The organism is Oligoflexia bacterium, assembly GCA_035326705.1.
GTDB lineage: Bacteria > Bdellovibrionota_G > JALEGL01 > JALEGL01 > JALEGL01 > JALEGL01.
The window spans coordinates 269,912-288,122 of sequence record DAOLES010000002.1 but is presented as its reverse complement, the minus strand read 5'-3'; the positions used below and the strand labels follow the sequence as shown (position 1 = coordinate 288,122).

General features: G+C 36.6%; 21 protein-coding genes. 8 read left to right on the top strand and 13 right to left on the bottom strand.

The annotated features are described in order from the left end of the window. Positions 1 to 68 precede the first annotated feature (68 nt). The 7 genes from PKC21_04480 to PKC21_04450 form a co-directional block, all read right to left on the bottom strand. Positions 69 to 368, bottom strand: a complete 300-nt coding sequence (locus PKC21_04480) for a hypothetical protein (GenBank protein ID HMR24594.1) — start codon at positions 366 to 368, stop codon at positions 69 to 71. Continuing rightward, a complete protein-coding gene (locus tag PKC21_04475; protein HMR24593.1) occupies positions 365 to 1,747 on the bottom strand; it encodes a sigma 54-interacting transcriptional regulator in 1,383 nt (460 codons plus the stop codon). Before PKC21_04475 ends, PKC21_04480 begins: the two co-directional genes overlap by 4 nt. Positions 1,748 to 1,819: 72 nt before the next feature. Further along, on the bottom strand, positions 1,820 to 2,215 hold the full coding sequence (locus tag PKC21_04470) for a PilZ domain-containing protein (protein ID HMR24592.1): 396 nt from the start codon (positions 2,213 to 2,215) through the stop codon (positions 1,820 to 1,822). 86 nt (positions 2,216 to 2,301) lie between these two features. Then, on the bottom strand, positions 2,302 to 3,426 hold the full coding sequence (locus PKC21_04465) for a peptidoglycan DD-metalloendopeptidase family protein (GenBank protein ID HMR24591.1): 1,125 nt from the start codon (positions 3,424 to 3,426) through the stop codon (positions 2,302 to 2,304). Continuing rightward, on the bottom strand, positions 3,423 to 4,316 hold the full coding sequence (locus tag PKC21_04460; protein HMR24590.1) for a permease-like cell division protein FtsX: 894 nt from the start codon (positions 4,314 to 4,316) through the stop codon (positions 3,423 to 3,425). The genes PKC21_04465 and PKC21_04460 overlap by 4 nt, the downstream gene beginning before the upstream one ends. Then, complete coding sequence (ftsE, locus tag PKC21_04455) at positions 4,313 to 4,969, bottom strand: cell division ATP-binding protein FtsE (protein ID HMR24589.1); 657 nt, start codon at positions 4,967 to 4,969, stop codon at positions 4,313 to 4,315. Before ftsE ends, PKC21_04460 begins: the two co-directional genes overlap by 4 nt. 199 nt (positions 4,970 to 5,168) lie before the next feature. Next, entirely contained in the window at positions 5,169 to 5,441 is a 273-nt protein-coding gene (locus PKC21_04450) for a hypothetical protein (protein ID HMR24588.1), read from the bottom strand. Positions 5,442 to 5,575: 134 nt separating this feature from the next. Between PKC21_04450 and tolQ the strand changes: the two genes are divergently transcribed. From tolQ to PKC21_04430, 4 genes are read left to right on the top strand one after another with little or no spacing between them, the layout of a single operon-like run. Next, positions 5,576 to 6,259: a protein TolQ gene (tolQ, locus tag PKC21_04445; GenBank protein HMR24587.1), complete on the top strand. Its 684-nt coding sequence runs from the start codon at positions 5,576 to 5,578 to the stop codon at positions 6,257 to 6,259. A 6-nt stretch (positions 6,260 to 6,265) separates the two neighbouring features. Beyond that, the gene (locus PKC21_04440) at positions 6,266 to 6,688 is read left to right on the top strand and encodes a biopolymer transporter ExbD (GenBank protein ID HMR24586.1); all 423 of its coding nucleotides are present in this window, start codon (positions 6,266 to 6,268) and stop codon (positions 6,686 to 6,688) included. 8 nt (positions 6,689 to 6,696) lie between these two features. Further along, positions 6,697 to 7,437 (top strand): TonB family protein, encoded by a 741-nt coding sequence (locus PKC21_04435; GenBank protein ID HMR24585.1) that lies wholly within the window; start codon positions 6,697 to 6,699, stop codon positions 7,435 to 7,437. Positions 7,438 to 7,457: 20 nt separating this feature from the next. Continuing rightward, complete coding sequence (locus PKC21_04430; protein ID HMR24584.1) at positions 7,458 to 8,783, top strand: hypothetical protein; 1,326 nt, start codon at positions 7,458 to 7,460, stop codon at positions 8,781 to 8,783. 30 nt (positions 8,784 to 8,813) lie between these two features. Here PKC21_04430 and PKC21_04425 read toward each other — a convergent pair whose 3' ends face one another. After that, a complete protein-coding gene (locus PKC21_04425) occupies positions 8,814 to 10,040 on the bottom strand; it encodes an Nramp family divalent metal transporter (protein HMR24583.1) in 1,227 nt (408 codons plus the stop codon). Between the two features lie 203 nt (positions 10,041 to 10,243). Between PKC21_04425 and PKC21_04420 the strand changes: the two genes are divergently transcribed. Continuing rightward, on the top strand, positions 10,244 to 11,188 hold the full coding sequence (locus PKC21_04420; GenBank protein HMR24582.1) for a hypothetical protein: 945 nt from the start codon (positions 10,244 to 10,246) through the stop codon (positions 11,186 to 11,188). Here PKC21_04420 and PKC21_04415 read toward each other — a convergent pair. Beyond that, positions 11,176 to 11,904: a hypothetical protein gene (locus PKC21_04415; protein HMR24581.1), complete on the bottom strand. Its 729-nt coding sequence runs from the start codon at positions 11,902 to 11,904 to the stop codon at positions 11,176 to 11,178. The two genes, PKC21_04420 and PKC21_04415, sit on opposite strands and share 13 nt — an antisense overlap. Positions 11,905 to 11,950: 46 nt before the next feature. Between PKC21_04415 and PKC21_04410 the strand changes: the two genes are divergently transcribed. Further along, a complete protein-coding gene (locus tag PKC21_04410; GenBank protein HMR24580.1) occupies positions 11,951 to 12,607 on the top strand; it encodes a hypothetical protein in 657 nt (218 codons plus the stop codon). Between the two features lie 47 nt (positions 12,608 to 12,654). Here PKC21_04410 and dxs read toward each other — a convergent pair whose 3' ends face one another. Then, positions 12,655 to 14,649, bottom strand: coding sequence for a 1-deoxy-D-xylulose-5-phosphate synthase (gene dxs, locus PKC21_04405; GenBank protein ID HMR24579.1), 1,995 nt, complete (start codon positions 14,647 to 14,649; stop codon positions 12,655 to 12,657). Between the two features lie 46 nt (positions 14,650 to 14,695). Here dxs and PKC21_04400 point away from each other — a divergent pair, with 46 nt between their 5' ends. Then, a complete protein-coding gene (locus PKC21_04400) occupies positions 14,696 to 14,932 on the top strand; it encodes a hypothetical protein (protein ID HMR24578.1) in 237 nt (78 codons plus the stop codon). 119 nt (positions 14,933 to 15,051) lie between these two features. Here the strand turns inward: PKC21_04400 and PKC21_04395 are convergent, their stop codons facing one another. The 3 genes from PKC21_04395 to PKC21_04385 form a co-directional block, all read right to left on the bottom strand. Next, entirely contained in the window at positions 15,052 to 15,708 is a 657-nt protein-coding gene (locus tag PKC21_04395; GenBank protein ID HMR24577.1) for a hypothetical protein, read from the bottom strand. A gap of 191 nt (positions 15,709 to 15,899) precedes the next feature. Continuing rightward, a complete protein-coding gene (locus PKC21_04390) occupies positions 15,900 to 16,538 on the bottom strand; it encodes a LysE family translocator (GenBank protein HMR24576.1) in 639 nt (212 codons plus the stop codon). Beyond that, entirely contained in the window at positions 16,531 to 17,805 is a 1,275-nt protein-coding gene (locus tag PKC21_04385) for an NCS2 family permease (protein HMR24575.1), read from the bottom strand. The genes PKC21_04390 and PKC21_04385 overlap by 8 nt, the downstream gene beginning before the upstream one ends. 89 nt (positions 17,806 to 17,894) lie before the next feature. Here PKC21_04385 and PKC21_04380 point away from each other — a divergent pair, with 89 nt between their 5' ends. Then, positions 17,895 to 18,194: a hypothetical protein gene (locus PKC21_04380; GenBank protein HMR24574.1), complete on the top strand. Its 300-nt coding sequence runs from the start codon at positions 17,895 to 17,897 to the stop codon at positions 18,192 to 18,194. Positions 18,195 to 18,211 lie beyond the last annotated feature (17 nt).

Sequence of the window (18,211 nt, the reverse complement as noted above, 5' to 3'; positions counted from 1 at the left end):
AAACTTTTATCAAGAGGGGTATACCTATAAGGCATACCCCTTTTTTATAGCTGCCTACCAAAAACCATCTAAAACCTTTGCAAAATTGATTTTGAAAGATTATTTAACTTTATAAAATAGTTGATGGTTGCTGATTGAAAAGTTTTTTCTGTGTGAAGGATATTCAGCCAAGACTCTAATTCACCCGCTAGCTGTTCCAATAAAGCTAAATCTTCACGATCAAACTTTGATTCTATATATTTATCAACCAAGCCTGCAATATTTGTATCTAAACCAACCAACTCACCGCCATGATAATCAACAATTTCTTCAGGAAATGGAGTTTGCCTTAAAACAAACCATTCATGCTCAATGCTTGCTTTTTTCATAAATCCTTAACATTAAGATCGTATTTTTTGAGCAAGCGTTGCACGGATTTTCGATCAATGCCAGCTTGTTTGGCTGCTTTGGAAATATTTAAATCATTCTTTTTAAGCAAATCAATCAAATAATCTTTTTCAAAGGATTCCACCCAACGTTCTTTGGCCTCTTTAAACGGCAAATCACTATCCACAGATGATCCAGAAGCAACAGAAAATCCGGTATTGGTATCCCCTCCTGCACTGCCGCCCGTAATATAATCTGGTAAATGCTCAACCATGACTTCATGGCCTTCACAAAAACTCATGGCTCTATCAATGGCATTTTTCAATTCCCTGATATTCCCTGGCCAAGCATAATTTTCTAACAACTGCTTGGCATCATGACCTATGGATATAATTTTTTTGTCTGGATTATCAGATTTGGCCAATTCAAAAAAATGGTCAATCAACAGTTTGATATCATCTTTGCGCTTACGCAAAGCTGGTAAATGTACTTCCACAACCGACAACCTAAAATAAAGATCTTCTCTAAAATTCCCTTTTTTAACTTCTTCTTTTAAATTGCGATTGGTTGCTGCCACCACTCTGACATTAACTTTTTTGCTTCTATCCGCACCCACTCTTTTAATGTCACCACTTTCAAGTGCTCTTAAGAGCTTAGGTTGTAAATCAATAGACAATTCACCCAGCTCATCTAAAAATAAGGTTCCGCCATCTGCCAGTTCAAACGCCCCTTGCCGGGTTGCCGTGGCACCGGTGAATGAACCTTTTTCATGGCCAAACAATTCTGACTCAATCAAGTTTTCTGCAACCGCGCCACAATCAAAAACAATAAACGGTGCTTTATTGCGTTTGGAAGTGTCATGAATGGCTTTGGCCACCAGCTCTTTACCGGTACCGGTTTCACCGGTAATCACCACTGAGACATTGGTGGGGGATACTTTATCCAAAACTCCAAAAATTTTACGCATACCAAGAGACTTACCAATAAGACCGGCATAATGATCATTTTTGGAAGGATAGATTTCTAACTCTTGATCTTGCGGGGTAAATTGAATACTGCTTTTACCAATTTTAATAATAGATTGTGGTGATAAATACGCCTCTTTAATTTTTAATCCCCCCACATAGGTACCATTGGTAGAATCCAAGTCACGGATGAGGTATCCCTCTTTCATTTTAATAATTTCTGCATGCTGTCTTGAAACTGTATCGTCTTTAATCTGAAGGTCACAAGTTTCAGCTCCACCAATCAATATCCTACCTTTGTCAATCTCATGTGTAGATGCTTTTTCATTTTTATCAGTTACAACAATTTTACACTTGGGTAGCATGAGCATGGTGGGTTGCTCACCAGAACGAATAATTTTTGTATCATTGGCCATACCCTTCAGTGTACACATTTTTTTAAAAGAAGAAATAAAAAAGTGGGGAATAGATGTCGCACAGATAAAAAGCTATAAAACCAGCTTTTTAATTTGGACATTGGCTGAAGATGTTTGCCACATGCTTTGGTGCTTTTCATTCATTAAATACAAAATAAGGTCATCTCTAAGACGTTTGGCCATGGGACTTAATTTTTCAGAAAAATCTACGGCCAAACCAGATTGCCCACCTTCAAATAAGCTGTCTTTTACTCTAATAATTTTTGCTGTCACAGGTGCTGAGATCACACCATTGGAAAAAACAAAATGATAATCCATTCCCACATTTTTTAAATTGTTGGTTTCTATATAGGCTCCGGATCGCGACAAATCTCTAATCATACCAAAGTTTAAACCTTTGGCATCTTTGGTGTACACTCCAATTTTACTTGGAAATCGACGAGATAATCTTTTTTCATGCGTAAACATTGCCAGAGCATCCTACCATATTGCAACGCAGTGATGCTACATTTTTTCTGTTTTTTTTGGAGCAGAATTTAACACCTTGAGAATAGTTATTCTAACCAATCTAAAGGATCTATCGTTAAACCTTTTTGTCTCAGTTCAAAGTACAAATGGTCACCATAAACTGTGCCAGTGTCCCCTACATAACCAATAACATCGCCAACAATGGTCATTTGGTTTTTATCTTTAAATACTTTACCCAGGTGAGCATACAAAGAAAAGTAGCCATCCCCATGATCTAAAATAACCACCCTACCATAGCCATCAAACCATCCAGCATAAACCACTCTACCGTCATGAATGGCTGTTACTTCTGCATCTTTTTTTGCTCTAATTCTAATACCTTTGCGGTATAACTTAACTTTCAGTTTTTGATCAAAGTAGGCCCCATATTTTTCAAACACTTTTCCGTCCGTTGGCCATGGCAAATCACCTTTTAATTTAGCAAACTGGCTATCCGCAGTGTTTTTTGACTGTAAAGATCGCATCAAGCGATTCATTTTTTTCTCAGCAATTTTTAGCTCAGCGATGTTTTTTTCATAAAATTCTTTTTGACCTAAAACACGTTTAAGTAAAGCATCTTTTTCAGACCTTTGTTGTTTTAGTTTTTTCTCAGTTGCAGCCAACTCTCTTATGCTTGCTTGTTGTTTATCTTTTTCTAGTTGCAACTTATTTTGTTGTGATTGAAGTTGCGCTAAAAGGGCTTCACTTTGCAAAAGCACGTCATAATTATGTTTGTACCAAAGCTTGTAAACTCTCTCATTTCGCCTTGCCCATTGAACCTCATCAAAATTAAATACATCTAAGGCCTCTTGTGGTTTGCCATATTTATACGTATTCTTGAGCTGTTTGGATATTTCTTGATCCAAAGCAGCTTTTTTCTGTTCTGTTTTAACAATATCATTGCTTATATGATTTATTTTCTGATTGATTTTTCTAAGCTTACTTTTTTCTTGCTTTACTTCAGTTTGTAACTCTTCTAAACGCAAGTCAAAACGTTTTAATTGTTTTAAAATAGAGCTCTCTCTGGTTTTAACTTCAGCAAGTTTTCTTTGCTCTTGTTTAATTTTACCTTTGATTTGTTTTATTTTACTTTCTTGAGCAAAAGACTCACTTTGAAAAAAAAATAAGCTCACCATCAACAACAAACAATATTGTTTGCTCAAACAAATCATTTTAAGAACCTTTTAACTCCAAGGTAACCACCAATGCTACCAATAAAAAAAGCAAAAACTGCCATAAACAGTAATACCCAGGTATTAAAATAACTCAAACTGATCCAAGGCATGTTTAAAGCATTTTGCAAATAGTCTTGTAGCCACGTTACCAATAAAGCAAAGCTAAGCAGCGCTAAAAATAAAGCAATCAAACTGTTCATCACTGCACACGTCATAAATGTTATGGCAACCATTGCATCTGTTGCACCAATCAAACTCATGATTTCTATTTGCTTTTGCTTCATGTAGGTTAACAAACCCACCACATGTGAAGTAATTCCTAACAACACTAAAAATGAAAAACAGATCACCACAGCCAATGCCCATTTTAAAATCTTTAAAATGGTAAACCATTTTTTAGCTAAGACCTGGTCACTAACAACTTCTTCCACCAAGGATAGCGTTTCTAAATATTGAATTTTGCGCTGCAAGGCTGTTTCATCACTAAAATCTTTTTTGATTAAAATTTCAATTGAACTGGGGAAAGGATTGCCTTGTAGATGTTCTATGGTGGCTTTTAGGTTTGGGTTGCTATCTAAAAACCTTTTCTTAGCCTCGTTTTGACTAATAATATTACATGTATCAATAAAGTCATCTCTGCATTGGGCTTTTTTCATTTGCTCAATGTCATCTGAACTCGCTTTTTCATCCATATACACTGAGATTTGAACTTGCGATGCCATATTGGCAATGGTTTGCTGTAGGTTTTGACTTAAAAACAATAAAGATAAAATACACATTAAAACCAGATACAAAGAAAAAATAGATTGAAAATGTACGCGTCTATCTTGCCAAAGACTTTTAAAGGCCAGACCAATAAAATATCTCAATGAACCTGAAATATTCATGGCAACCCCACTCTACCATTATGCAAGTGAATGTGACGTTTATGAATCATATCAATCAAAGCATGGTTGTGTGTAACCATTAAAATGGTTGTTCCACGCAAGTTAATAAACTTTAATAACTCAATAATATCTTTAGACTTTTGCTCATCCAAATTACCTGTTGGCTCATCTGCTAAAAGAATTTTAGGGTGATTGACCAAAGCTCTGGCAATGGCAACTCTTTGCTGTTCTCCTCCAGACAAAGCTGTTGGCAGATGATGACTTCTGTGTTCTAAGCCCACCATGGATAAAATTTCTTCAACTTTTTCCTTAATACTATCTTTTTTTTCACCTAGGATGCGCAAGCGTAAAGCAATGTTTTCATACACGGTATATTCATCAATCAATTTATAATCTTGAAAAACAACGCCAATACTACGGCGTAAACGAGCAATATCTCTTCTATTGATTCTAGAAATATTACGGCCATCAATGATGACCTGGCCGCTATCTGGAAAATCTTCGCAGAAAATCATTCTTAGTAAGGTTGTCTTACCTGCCCCACTTTTGCCAGTTAAACAGATAAACTCTCCTTTTTGAATATCTAAACTAAGTCCATCCAAAACTTCTTCACCGGGCGTATACGCCTTGCTGACCTGAAATAAATTAATCATCTTTTTACATAAGGGAGAATCTCTCCCCCCTTCTTTGGTGGCTCTGCATAAACAACAGTAGTTCCTGTGTCACAACTGTTGCTAAAAAACGCGGTTTCCACCAAATTCAACCCACCCGGGGAAAATTCGGTATAAAACCTCTTTTCCATTATTTTAAAATTAAACAAACCCATTTTTTATCTCTCTACTGCCTCCCTAATTAACTCCTAAGATATCTTTCCATACCAGGAATTAATTTCTGAGATAATTTTTTTAGTACTGATTTATGCTGATTTTGCATCAAACCAATAATCTCATCTCGATTATTACCAACATTATTGGCCGGATAACTGTTTTTTTCTACATGAATAATGGCTCCTTCAACAAACACTTGTGTTTCAATATATCTTGCACTGTTTGTCTCTCTGTCTTCTGTTTGAACATGAAAAACAACGCCATCAACATTTAGATTATGGTTATACCCGGGTAGCACGTTCAGTATTTTACACAGACTTTTAAAAAGTGCCAGGCGTATTTTATATTTGCAGTAAACAACATACTAAAAATACGCTTGGCACTAGCTTTATTTTTTGACAGTGCCCTCGGGTTTGGTACCCTCATTAGTCTATGGAATTTAATATTACGCACCTTATTTTAAATGCTGGGCCAGTTGTTAAATTGGTCATGCTTATTCTACTTATTTTTTCTATTGTTTCTTGGGGGATTATCTTTAATAAACGATCTCTCTTAAAAAAAACATTGGCCAAATCTAATGATTTTTCTAAGTATTTCTGGGATGGCCCCAGCTTAGATGCAGCCTACAAAAAAGCCCATCAATTATCACACAGTGCAACGGCAGCCCTTTATATGCAAAGTTACACTGAATATAAAAAACTTCAACAGAGCTATGGTGAACAAAAAATGCATGCCTTACCTTTTTCAGAAATAAGAGAAAGTTTAGAGCGCAGTATTGAAAAGTCTATTTCACAACAAACCGGTGACCTTGCTAAACGTTTAAGTTTTTTAGCCACCACGGCCAACTCTGCACCATTTATTGGTTTATTTGGAACAGTATGGGGAATCATGAACTCATTCTTAAACATTGGAGCCAAAGGTGCCACAAATTTAGCCGTGGTAGCTCCAGGAATATCTGAAGCTTTGATTGCAACTGCTCTTGGTTTATTTGCTGCCATTCCAGCTGCCATTGGTTACAATTACTGTAATACTTTGCTTGCTGAAATCAAACGCAGTATGCAGCATTTTGGTCTGGATTTTTTAAATGCTTTAAAACGTGCCAAAGTTCAAGAGTAACCCATTATGGCATTTAATAACGATTCCAATAACAATAACAATGTTTTAGCTGAAATTAACGTCACGCCTTTGGTGGATGTGATGTTGGTTTTGTTAATCATTTTTATGGTTGCAGCTCCACTCATTCAACAACAAGTTGATGTTGAACTGCCCGAAACACAAGCTAAACAAAGCATTGGTGTTAAAGAAAATGATGTTGTCTTGATTGTCGATAAATACAAAAAAATCCACATTCAAGGGCAAAGCATTGCATTAGAAAACTTAGAAGCCAAACTCAAAGCAATTTATAAAACCAAAGAAAAGAAAGAAATTTTTTTACAGGCAGACAAAAGCATTCCCTATGGTTTTGTTGTACAAATCATGGCTCTGGTTAAAAATGCCGGAATCAACAAGATGGGTATGGTAACGGACGGGCCGCAGCAATCTTAATTGTATTTATGCATAGTCAACTTGCCAAAAAAGATTCATTTCATTCAATGTTAGTGCTTTCAGCTGCGGTACATGGTCTATTGTTTTTCACTTTATTTGTATCAAAGTTTAAAAAAAATAGTTTTGAAATTGAACAAAGTATGGGCATGAATGTCATGTGGTCTGAGGTTGTCATGGCGCCACCCAAAACCGCAGAAGATAAACTGCCCGGCCCCATTATTGAACAACCTAATATTCAAAAAAATACTGCTGAAGCAGACAACTTAACCAGAACTCTCAAAAAAGAAACTCAAACCAAACCTGAAAAAGCTAAGGTTAAACAAAACCAATTGCAATCAGCCTTAGATGCTCTAGATTTAGAGGAGGACATCAAACCTACCCCTAAGCTTGACAATTTTGCTTCAGACCAAAATACTGAAAAAAAAGGCTTACCCTCCGGCCCCAGCGGCCAAGGAAGCTTGATGGGCAACCCTCAATTTAGTCGCTACAAAAAACAAATTGATGATCATATATATCCCAATTTTTATTGGTTAAACAAAAACGACACCTACAAAACATCCATTAGCTTTTATATTGATCAACAAGGATCAATCTTAAACCCTAAAATCAAGCAATCTTCAGGCAATCTTGCATTTGATAACGCTGCACTGCGCGCGGTCAAAAAATCTAATCCGCTTCCACAACCTCCACAAGAAATTGCCAAACCCTTGTCTGAACAAGAATTTATCGTTAATCTAAGTTTAAAATAATAAAACAAAGGCTAAATATTATGATTAAAAAAACACTAGTACTTTTCTTATTAATGACTTCTTTACTGTTAAGTGACCTTGGATACAGTCAGGTCATTATTGATATTACCCGGGCAAGCAAAGCATCTTATCCCATTGCTATTGATACACCCTTCACTTCCACTAGAAGGTACAAAAGCTTAACTGTAGAAGATACATTTAACAATACCTTGCAATCTGACTTGATGACATTAAATGTTTTTCGCTTTATACCTAAACAAGCATTTTTAGAAAAAAACTCAGAAAAAAAATTTACTGCTCAAAATATTGATTTTGCAAACTGGGCCGTCTTAGACGCTCTTGCTTTAATAAAAACTGAATACAGCAAAAGAAGTGATGGAAAATATGTTGTGCATGCCAAGCTATTCAATATTTTATCCAAAAGTTTATTGCTAGAAAAAAAATACGCTGGCTCAATTGTAACCATTGACAGCATGGCCCATAAATTTGCGGATGAAGTGGTTGAAACCTTAACCGGTGAGTCTGGTTTTTTTAACAGCACTATTGCCTTTATATGTAAACCAGGACGTCACAAAGAGCTGTGCACCATGGATATTCATGGAAAAAACGTTCAACAGATAACAAGAGACAATTCAATTGTTTTATCGCCTTCATGGGATAAGAAACGCAACAAATTGTATTACACCGCTTTTAAAAATAAAAACATCCCAAGAGTATACGGTTATGACTTTGCCACCAAGCGCCACACGCCTATGGTTGCTCCCAAAAAAGGTATGATGATTGGTTTAGATATTGATCCTTGGGGTCAATTTTTAGCCACAACGCTGACCAAAGATGGCAACCCTGAACTTTATCTTTTAAGTCTAAATGGAAACATTGCTCATCGTCTTACCACGCATTGGGCCAATGATGTAAGCCCAAGTTTTTCACCGGATGGTAAAAAAATTGCTTTTATTTCTAACCGCAATGGCAGTGTTCAGGTTTTTGTTATGCCACGAAATGGTGGAACCATAAAACAACTAACCTTTAAAGGTAAAGACAATACATCTCCGGCTTGGTCACCAGATAGCAAGTATATCGCTTTTGCCGGTATGGATACAGATGGTCATTACGATATTTTTACTTTTGATGTAGAAAATGGGACTTTACCTATTCGTAGAACGTATGACTCAAAAGACAACATTGATCCAACCTGGTCACCTGGAGGACACTTGATTGCTTTTGCATCCAATCGTTCTGGAACATACCAAATATGGACCATGCGACCGGACGGCACCAACCAAAAGCAAATTTCTAAAAACTCATCTTGGCATCATAGCATGCCCAAGTGGAGCCCAAATAACTAATTTTACTTTTCCTAAAGGCTACTGAGTAAACTATAGTTTAGAAATTTCATACACTGCCATTGCAATAAAAATAAATAAGCAAAACAATAATACAAAGTTACTTATAAATTTATTGCGAGCTTCTTGCATTAAATTTTTCCTGTTATTGAGCAAAAACAAACTAAACGCTAAAAAAGGCATAAACAAAGCGCCAACGAGTGTATAAATAATAACCACCCAAACAGGTTTATTAAAGAGCAAGAGTAATAAAGGTGGGAAAGCCAAGTAAAGCAAGTAAATATGGTAAGCGTGCTGTTTGATATAATTTTGAACAGCATTGTTATCATTATTTTTTGTATATTTGAACTGTAGGTAGTTTTCAAAAATATAAGGAACACCTTGCCATACACCTAAAACCGAAGAAAAAACAGCCGCCCAAAAACCCCATATAAACAACTTTTTTCCGAGCGGGTTGCTGGCTATCTGAATTTGCTCTGCCAGTAAAATCACAATGTTCCCACCTTGCAAAGCGCTGCTATCAACTCTACTGGCAATCACAACAACTGCCGCACAAAAACAACCGGTCAAAGCATAGGCCACAAACAAATCTAATCTTACCGCACTTAAATATTTTATGCCTTGCCACTTTCTTTCCTGCATCCAATAACTGTAGCTTAATAAAGTTACGCTTCCACCCACTGCCCCAATAATGCTAAACACAGAGATCATATGTTTTGCATTAAGTGTTGGAAAAAATCCTTGCATTGTATTCCATGAAATACCCAAACTCCAAGCACAATAAACAATAAGAACAAACATCCCAGCAATTAAAATTTTCATAATTTGTTCAAGAAAATAATAGCTCCCCACTCTCACTAAAACATAGGCCACAATACTATGCAGTATTGCCCACTGAGCTACACTTAAACTAGGAAACAAAGTATGCGCCGCTAGACCCGTAGCTGAAATAGTCGCTGCCGCAACAATAAAACTCCATAACAGCAAATAAATTAAAAAAATTATACTCACTGAACGATGCAGATACTTCATCCAAGCTTCTAAAATAGTTTCTCCTGTTGCCAACTGAAACCGTGCCATAGACTCATTTAAGGCAAACTTTAAAGTCACTCCCAAACCAACGCTCCACAAAATACTGGTTCCAAAATTTGCTCCGCCTACCGCAGTAGCAATCATATCACCAGAGCCAATACCGGTTGCGGCCAAAACAATCCCTGGACCAATAAAACTTAACCATTGCCTAAAGCTATTTTCATTCATTGAATTAGTCTTAGCATATTACTAATCGTGCAAATAGGGATAATTTTAATTATTCTTATTTGCTTGTGGTAAGTTATGCAGAGGGGACAATCATACTCTTGGTTATTGCTCCCCGTAGTAAATTTTATTTTTTACTATTTTTAGGAATATATATACATAGTACGTTATTGAAGACTAAAATAGATAATCAAAAAAGCAACACAATGAAACAACTTACCCTAAATAATCATATTATTGCCACCATTGATATTGGAACCAACTCCATGTTGATGTTAGGCGTTGACTATTATAAAAAAACCACCCATTTTTTATTTGATCACTATTATATGCCCCGTTTGGGTGAAGGTTTGGCGCAGAGCCATTGCATTAATCAAAAGGCACTGGCACGTGCATATAAAGATCTTCAAGCATGTAAAAAAACTTTAGACGGCTACCAACGTCCATATCACATTTTTATAACTGCCAGCAGTGCAATTAGAGAAGCAGAAAATCAAAAGGATATTGTAGCAACTCTAGAAAAAATTTTTTCGCCGGGCTCAATAGAAATTATTTCTGGACAAGAAGAGGCTCGTTTAAGCTATTTATCGTTAAAGGATTGTTACTCTATAGATAGCAAAAACATATTATTTGATATTGGCGGAGGTTCAACTGAAATTGCATTTGGGAAAAATGATACATTAATAGAAAGTCAGAGTATTAAATTTGGTACCGTAAAATTATTGGATATGTATTTTAAACCTAAACATTCCTTTGATAAACTGGACCAAGCTCGTGAATATATTTTACAACAGCTCAGTAATTGCAGTATCCTGCCACCAAAAAATACACAGTTTTTTGGCACCGCCGGTTCCTTTACCCAATGTGCTTCCATGTTATTGCAACTTGAGACATACCAGGCAGATAAAATCGATGGTTTTAAATTATCAAAAAAAAATATAACTGATAAAATCAGTCAGCTCTCTAATTTATCTATCAAACAAATTAAAAACCTTGCTGGCATCGATCCAAAAAGAGCTGACGTAATCTTGCCCGGTTTGATTATTATAGAATGTTTGATGCAATTTTTTAAAACTGACAGTATTAAGGTCTATGATCGTGGTATTCGTTTTGGAAAACTATTTGATGTTATTTATCGTTATTCAGGTTGATAAACAACTCCTTGATAAGGTTTTAAAATTTCTTCAACCACTTGTTTACGCATAATACCTGCACTCACATCTACTCCCCAGTTGTTGAGTTGTGCTACCCATGATTCTTGTTCAGGACAATCTTGACTTAACCGCAAGACCTTCAAGCCTTCATTGCACAAACCTTCATTAAAGCAAGTATGCTCATAGGTATCCAAACGAGAACCCCCTGTAATTATTTTTTTAGGTTTTAACCACTTAATCACATTAAGACACATTTCACAGGGAGCGCTGGTTGTAGCCAACAAGCAATGATTTTTTGAAAAGTCATACGGCTCTATAAAGTTATTATCCTTAAAATACTGCCCCGCCAGCATTGCTGCGACCACTTCTCCATGTAAAATTGCTTGCCCAGTTATAACCACTTGATTACATCCCAAACTGATAGGTCTCCATGACAAAACTTTCTGTATCCCTTGTCTTTCTTCTTGCAAAAAGAATTGATTATCAATTGTTTTTTGACTTCCATCTAAAAAAACAACTTCTCTTGGAATTGCTACCATAGCCGCAAAGGGCCCATAAGCCAGTTTATTTTGCTCGCAAAATTTTTTTTCATTTTGCATAAACTCAACTAAAATTTGTATAAATTCTACATCATCTAAAATTTTTTCACTTTTATTTAAATATTGATTCCAGCGTTGCGGTGTATTTATTTTGAGATTAAATTGATCATCCATAGCAATTGTTGAGTATATCAAAAAATTAATGCTATAGTTAAGAACAATGAAAATACATCAACATAAATATCTTGGTTTAACTTTGGTTGAACTAATGATAACGCTATTGATTGCAACCATAACTATTTTATTAGGTACTCAAGCTTACTCAGCCATGCGAGCAAAACAAAGTTTACGCCGTTCAATTATGGACCTAGAATCTGCCCTTATTAAAGCGCAAAATGAAGCCCAACGAAGAGGCTTATGGACATGCTTAGACTTCTCTGACAAAGAAAGTATTGTTGTTTATTTAGATGACAATGAAGACCATGGCCAAAACGCTTCATCTTGTGGGGGAACAGATTCTTTATTGGGAACGTTCAATCAATCCATAAAATCGCCTCTTTATATAGCAAATTGCAGTCTTAATATTGGTTATGATTGCAAGCTATGGATTGATGAAAATGGCGCCCCCATGTTATGTTCAAATTCGGGCAGCTGCGGACAGTCTATTTCTGTTCCCTCTGATCAATCTTTCAATTGTATCCCTTGGCATTATCAAGTGGTGATCAGCTCCAGTTATTTAGATAGCAACGCAAAGGCACGAGAACTTGAAATCAGTCCAGATGGACTCATCTATCAACCAAAATTAGGAGAAAAAGGAGAAAAAGAAACTTTGTGGGCAAAATCAGGCATCCATAGCGGCTTGGGAGCATGTGAATAATATAAAAAAATCATATGCTTAATAAAAAACTAATGAACTGTCTAAAACTATATAGCTTCACTCATGAGCAATTGTTTTTTTGATACAACACTTGTTTTTGGTTCTTTATTATTTTTAATTTGAGACAACTCTAAACAGGCTTGTACAATAGCATCAGCATCGTAGCCACATTCTTTATAAAGTTCTGGTTGGGTGCCATGCTGAATATAACGATCAGGAATACCCAAACGCACAACCTTAGCCTGATAGTCATGGTCGGCCATAAACTCAAGTACTGCCGAGCCAAAACCACCTTGTAAACAGCCATCTTCTAGCGTTAAAACTTTATCATGGTTTTTAAAGACCGTGTGTAAAAGTTCTTGATCAATCGGTTTAACAAAACGCATATCATAATGCGCAACGCTTATACCTTTATGCTGTAAATCTTTTACCGCTTGTACAGCTTCTGTGCCAATTGCACCTACACTTAAAATAGCTAGATCACTGCCTTGTGTCAGTTGCCTACCCTGGCCTATTTTTAGCGATGAAAATGGCTTTTGCCAATCTGCTATAAAACCTTGACCTCTTGGGTAACGAATAGAAAAAGGACCATGATTTTCTTCTTGCGCTGTGAACATCATATTCCGCAGTTCAATTTCATCCATAGGACAAGCAACAATCATGTTTGGTATACAACGCATATAGGCAATGTCATAGGCTCCATGGTGAGTTGCACCGTCCGCACCCACTAAACCGCCTCTGTCTAAGCAAAAAATGACCTGCAAGTCTTGCAAAGCAACATCATGAATCACTTGGTCATACGCTCTTTGCATGAAACTAGAATAAATATTACAAAACGGAATCATGCCCTGCGTGGCAAGTCCAGCTGAAAAAGTAACTGCATGTTGCTCGGCAATCCCAACATCAAAACTTCTTTCTGGAATTTCTTCCATCATAAACTTTAAAGAACAGCCTGTAGGCATGGCAGGTGTAACTCCTGCAATTTTTTTATTGTTTTTAGCAAGCTCAACCAAAGTATGTCCAAAAACATCTTGAAACTTAGGTGGTTGCGGCTCTGATTTAACAGATTTTATAATTTTACCGTTATTTTTATCAAATAAGCCTGGGGCATGCCACACAGTTGCAGAACCATCCTCGGCAGGTTGATAGCCCTTACCTTTGGTAGTAATGCAGTGCAACAGCTTGGGTCCAGGAATATCCTTTAAGTCTTTGAACATGCGCACCATTTGCTCAACATTATGCCCATCAATTGGACCAAAATAACGCCACTTTAAGGATTCAAAAAAGTTACTCTCTTTTAAAACAGAATTTTTCAAAATATCGGTTAAACGCTGTACCACTGCTCTTGGGTCTGGTCCAAAATTAGAAATTTTACCCAACAAACTCCAAACTTCATCCTTAATCCTATTGTATGTATGACTGGCCGTGATATGGGATAAGTATTCTTTTAAAGCGCCTACATTGGGATCAATACTCATACAATTGTCATTGAGCACTACTAAAATATCAGCTTCCTCTACACCACCATGATTTAACGCTTCAAAAGATAAGCCGGCATTCATAGCGCCATCACCAATCACAGCAATACATTTGCGATTATCTTCTGGTGTTAATTTACTGGCAACCGCCATGCCCAATGCTGCTGAAATAGAGGTTGATGAATGCCCTACACCAAAGGTATCGTATTCACTTTCACTACGCTTAGGGAAGCCACTGATACCACCATATTTACGATTGCTTGGAAAAACATCTCTTCTTTCCGTCAAAATTTTGTGGGCATACGCCTGATGTCCAACATCCCAGACCAATTGATCGTGTGGGGTATTGTAGGCATAATGAAGCGCAACCGTCATTTCAATGACACCCAGACTGGCTCCAAGATGACCACCTTGTTCGGAAACAATATCTATAATATACTGCCTTAACTCCTGACAAAGTTGCGGCAATTGTTTTACCGAAACACTTTCTCGCAATTGTTTAGGATTATCTACACGATTTAATAAAGGCCCTGCTTTGTATTCTTTTTGATCGATTAAATCCACGCTATTGTCCTACCATGTTATTTCCCCAAGAGCAATATGTAGCTTTTTGCCAATTTTAACTCAAGGCTTGGCTCGCAATGCAAATCATTCAAGTGGCGCCGAATCATTATTAAACGTCCTCACTCAAAAGCATACCGGCTCTATCAGCCAAGCCACTGAGCAAAACCCTAGCAACATGGGCTTAATCAATCAATTGCTTGATCAAGATGGTGATGGTTCCATCAGTGATGATCTTGCTAATACTGGATTAAATATGCTTAAAGACTGGATGAGCAACAAGTAACATTTTTTATTAATCAATTTACAAAAAAAGGGAACACTTTACAAAGCGTCCCCTTTTTTTGTTTAAACTATTTTATAAAGCTATTCAATTTCAATACAGATGAATAACACTATGTAATTTTAGTTTCTGATGATTGAGCATCTTTTTTCTAATTTTTCATATGCTAAGCCAGCTGCTTTATACCGTAGTTCCTTCTCATTTTCATTAGTAAATACTGGATGTTCAATAACTTCTGGAACTGTATATGTTGTATCTAAATCACTAAAATCACCTGTGCCACTGATGTGAAGTTTATGAAATACGGTGTCCTGAATAATTGTATCAGCATGAATTTCATTAATCGTAAAAGGCGTCAGCTCATAAACAAAGTAGGCATCATGTAAAATATCACAAAATAGGCTCTGAATCTGCGATACCTGATCCATATTAAAAACCTCAATGGTTATATTATTTTCACTACTTAAAAAAAGTTTAGCAACATGATGGTTTGTAAAGTAATCAGAAAATTGAGCCTCATCCTCAACAATGACTGCCTGAGCAATTTCATAAGCTAAGACGGCGTTAAGCTCCTGTATTGCACTAGCTGCACTGGACATATCCTTTTCAGATAGTTCTCCAGCACCTTCAAGACCAGCCTCCATATACTTTATAGCTGCTAAAAAACCATCGTTACTTGGTAACAGGGGTCTTTGGGTTTGTTGACTAAACGCAACTTGGCTGTGGGCTATAAACACCATTAAAAATAATATTACTAAATTAAAATACATTTTTTTCACCTGATCCTCCTAAAATTTTTCTTGCTCTAAGTTAGTTTGCCAGGGCAATATGCTATAGTACATATTGCTCCTGGTAATAAAATAACTCTGATGATTTCACCGCTAGCATGATTTAAGCATTGCGTCAATTTTATAGGACTAAGACATAACAACTAAGTAATTATTTTTGAGCTTGCTTCATAAGCATTCTCTCAAGCTACCGTTATAATTTGTCTTAAAATTAAAAAAGCAAACACGACTAACATAAAAGCCATTAATTTTTCTATGGCCGGCACATTTTTTAAAAAAATGACCCTGATGTAAGAAATATTTAAAAACAAGGCTACCGTTGAAAACCATAACCAAGAACTGATCAGAATAAACGCTGCTAAAATTAATTGCAATTGTAAAACTTTACCTGAATTGGCCATTTGTGCAAATAAACTCATGATAAACATACCCGCTTTTGGATTAAGCACGTTGACCCAAAAACCTTCTTTGAATCCACCTACTGATGTTTTTTTTTGTGTCTCTGAATTTGTTATTTCATTGATTGTTGTCTTGTTTTTTGGTTTTGATTTTAAAAAAATTTTCACCCCCAAATACCCTAAGTACAAGGCCCCTATTGCTTGAATGGTTTGGCTTAACCAAAAAGACTGCTGCAAAAGCACACCCAACCCCAGCACAGAGACGGTAACATGCCCCATCAAGCCGCATGCTATGCCTAAAGCCGTAAACAAAGCTTTTTTTTGTGATTCAAAACTGTTTTTTAGGACCACCGCAAAATCTGGTCCAGGACTAAAAAGGCCCAATAAATGAATTAAAAAAATAGGCGCTAACTCTTTAAACACCCATTTGCTCCATCACAATCAAAGCCGTGGCAATCATGGCTAAAATATACATGGTGAACGAAACTTCTTTTTGTCTACCTGCTAAAACAAACAATAAGGTATGGCTGATAAAACCCCATAAAATGCCATGTGTGATAGAAAAAGTTAGAGGAATCAATAAAATAACCATAAAATTAGGGATGGCTTCTTCATAACGAGCAAAGTTCATGCCCTTAACCGATTGAAACATGGCCATGCCTACCAAAACCAAAATAGCTCCTGATACATAGGCGGGGATTATTGCAACCAATGGCGCAATAAAAAAACATGGCAAAAAACAGACTGCTGTTACAATAGCGCTTAATCCAGTTTTTCCCCCAGCTTTAATTCCCACTGCACTTTCCATATAAGCTGTGCCTGAAGAAGTTCCAAAAACACCTGCAAATAACGTGGCCAAGGCATCTACAATCAAACCTTGTTTTAAGTTTTTAGGCTGGCCGTCTTTATTTTCCATGTTTGTGGCTTTTGCAACACCAACAAATGTAGATAAGGAGTCAAACATATCTGTAAAAAATAATGAAACAATGGTGGGCAGCAAACTAAGTTTTAAAGCTTCCAGAGGTTGAAAGGCTAAAAAAACTGACTTGAAATCTGGCATACTAAAAAATTGTTCAGGCCACTCTACCAAACCCAATAAATTGGCTAAAATTGTAGAAAACACAATGGTTAACAAATAAGCACTGTTCCAGCCGCGCATCAGCAAAAAAGCGGTCAAAATCATGGCTGCAAGCGCTAAAATAACTTCTAAATTTATTTCACCCAACTTTACAAACGTAGCTGGATCTGGCGCAACCACTCCCATATTTTTTAGGCCTATAAAAGCCAAAAATAAACCCAAGCCCACTGCCAAAGCTTCTCGGATATTTTGTGGTATGGCCATGACAATTTTTTCTCTAATATTAAAAGCCGAACAAAGCAAAAACAGCACCCCAGCCCAAAACACTGCCCCTAAAGCAACTGGCCACGCAACACCTTTACCCAATACAATAGTATAGGTAAAAAATGCATTCACCCCCAAACCCGGTGCAACTGCAAAAGGTAACTTGGCATACAAGCCCATCAATAAGGTCATGGTAAAAGCCAACAAAACTGTGGCCGTCATGACTCCAGAAAAGCTCATTCCTGTTCCTGGCTGAGCAATAACACTGGGATTGACCACCACAATATATGCCATGGTTAAAAAAGTAGTTACCCCACCCAGTATATCTTTCTTGCTTTGTGCATGCATATTTGCTAGTTGACTTAGCACAATTGAGTAATTGAACAAGAAACTTTTTAAGCATTTATTGATTAAATGTTCAAAAAAAAGGAGTACTTATGAATAAAGTAAAAAAAACCAAAGAATATACAGTCTATAAAAAACGTTCTGGTCGTTTTGGTGTTAAAAACAAACAAAACCAATGGGTTAACGGTGATGATAAAGTAAGCATCTTATTAAAAGAAAAACTCATCAAATTGGTTGAACCTAAAAAAGCTCCTGAACCAGAAGCTCCAGCTGAAGAAGTAAAAACTGAAGCCAGTGCACCTGAAGCAACTGAAGCTCCGGCACAAGAAGAGCCTAAGGCAGAAGCAGCTCCGGCTACAGAAGAAGAGAAAAAAGAAGAAAAAGCCGAATAGTTTTTTCATTTTATACC

Bases quoted from the DNA above. Each gene is read 5' to 3' on its own strand.
- PKC21_04480 (HMR24594.1), bottom strand. From the start codon at position 368: ATGAAAAAAGCAAGCATTGAGCATGAATGGTTTGTTTTAAGGCAAACT.
- PKC21_04475 (HMR24593.1), bottom strand. From the start codon at position 1,747: ATGGCCAATGATACAAAAATTATTCGTTCTGGTGAGCAACCCACCATG.
- PKC21_04470 (HMR24592.1), bottom strand. From the start codon at position 2,215: ATGTTTACGCATGAAAAAAGATTATCTCGTCGATTTCCAAGTAAAATT.
- PKC21_04465 (HMR24591.1), bottom strand. From the start codon at position 3,426: ATGATTTGTTTGAGCAAACAATATTGTTTGTTGTTGATGGTGAGCTTA.
- PKC21_04460 (HMR24590.1), bottom strand. From the start codon at position 4,316: ATGAATATTTCAGGTTCATTGAGATATTTTATTGGTCTGGCCTTTAAA.
- ftsE (HMR24589.1), bottom strand. From the start codon at position 4,969: ATGATTAATTTATTTCAGGTCAGCAAGGCGTATACGCCCGGTGAAGAA.
- tolQ (HMR24587.1), top strand. From the start codon at position 5,576: ATGGAATTTAATATTACGCACCTTATTTTAAATGCTGGGCCAGTTGTT.
- PKC21_04440 (HMR24586.1), top strand. From the start codon at position 6,266: ATGGCATTTAATAACGATTCCAATAACAATAACAATGTTTTAGCTGAA.
- PKC21_04435 (HMR24585.1), top strand. From the start codon at position 6,697: ATGCATAGTCAACTTGCCAAAAAAGATTCATTTCATTCAATGTTAGTG.
- PKC21_04430 (HMR24584.1), top strand. From the start codon at position 7,458: ATGATTAAAAAAACACTAGTACTTTTCTTATTAATGACTTCTTTACTG.
- PKC21_04425 (HMR24583.1), bottom strand. From the start codon at position 10,040: ATGAATGAAAATAGCTTTAGGCAATGGTTAAGTTTTATTGGTCCAGGG.
- PKC21_04420 (HMR24582.1), top strand. From the start codon at position 10,244: ATGAAACAACTTACCCTAAATAATCATATTATTGCCACCATTGATATT.
- PKC21_04415 (HMR24581.1), bottom strand. From the start codon at position 11,904: ATGGATGATCAATTTAATCTCAAAATAAATACACCGCAACGCTGGAAT.
- PKC21_04410 (HMR24580.1), top strand. From the start codon at position 11,951: ATGAAAATACATCAACATAAATATCTTGGTTTAACTTTGGTTGAACTA.
- PKC21_04385 (HMR24575.1), bottom strand. From the start codon at position 17,805: ATGCATGCACAAAGCAAGAAAGATATACTGGGTGGGGTAACTACTTTT.
- PKC21_04380 (HMR24574.1), top strand. From the start codon at position 17,895: ATGAATAAAGTAAAAAAAACCAAAGAATATACAGTCTATAAAAAACGT.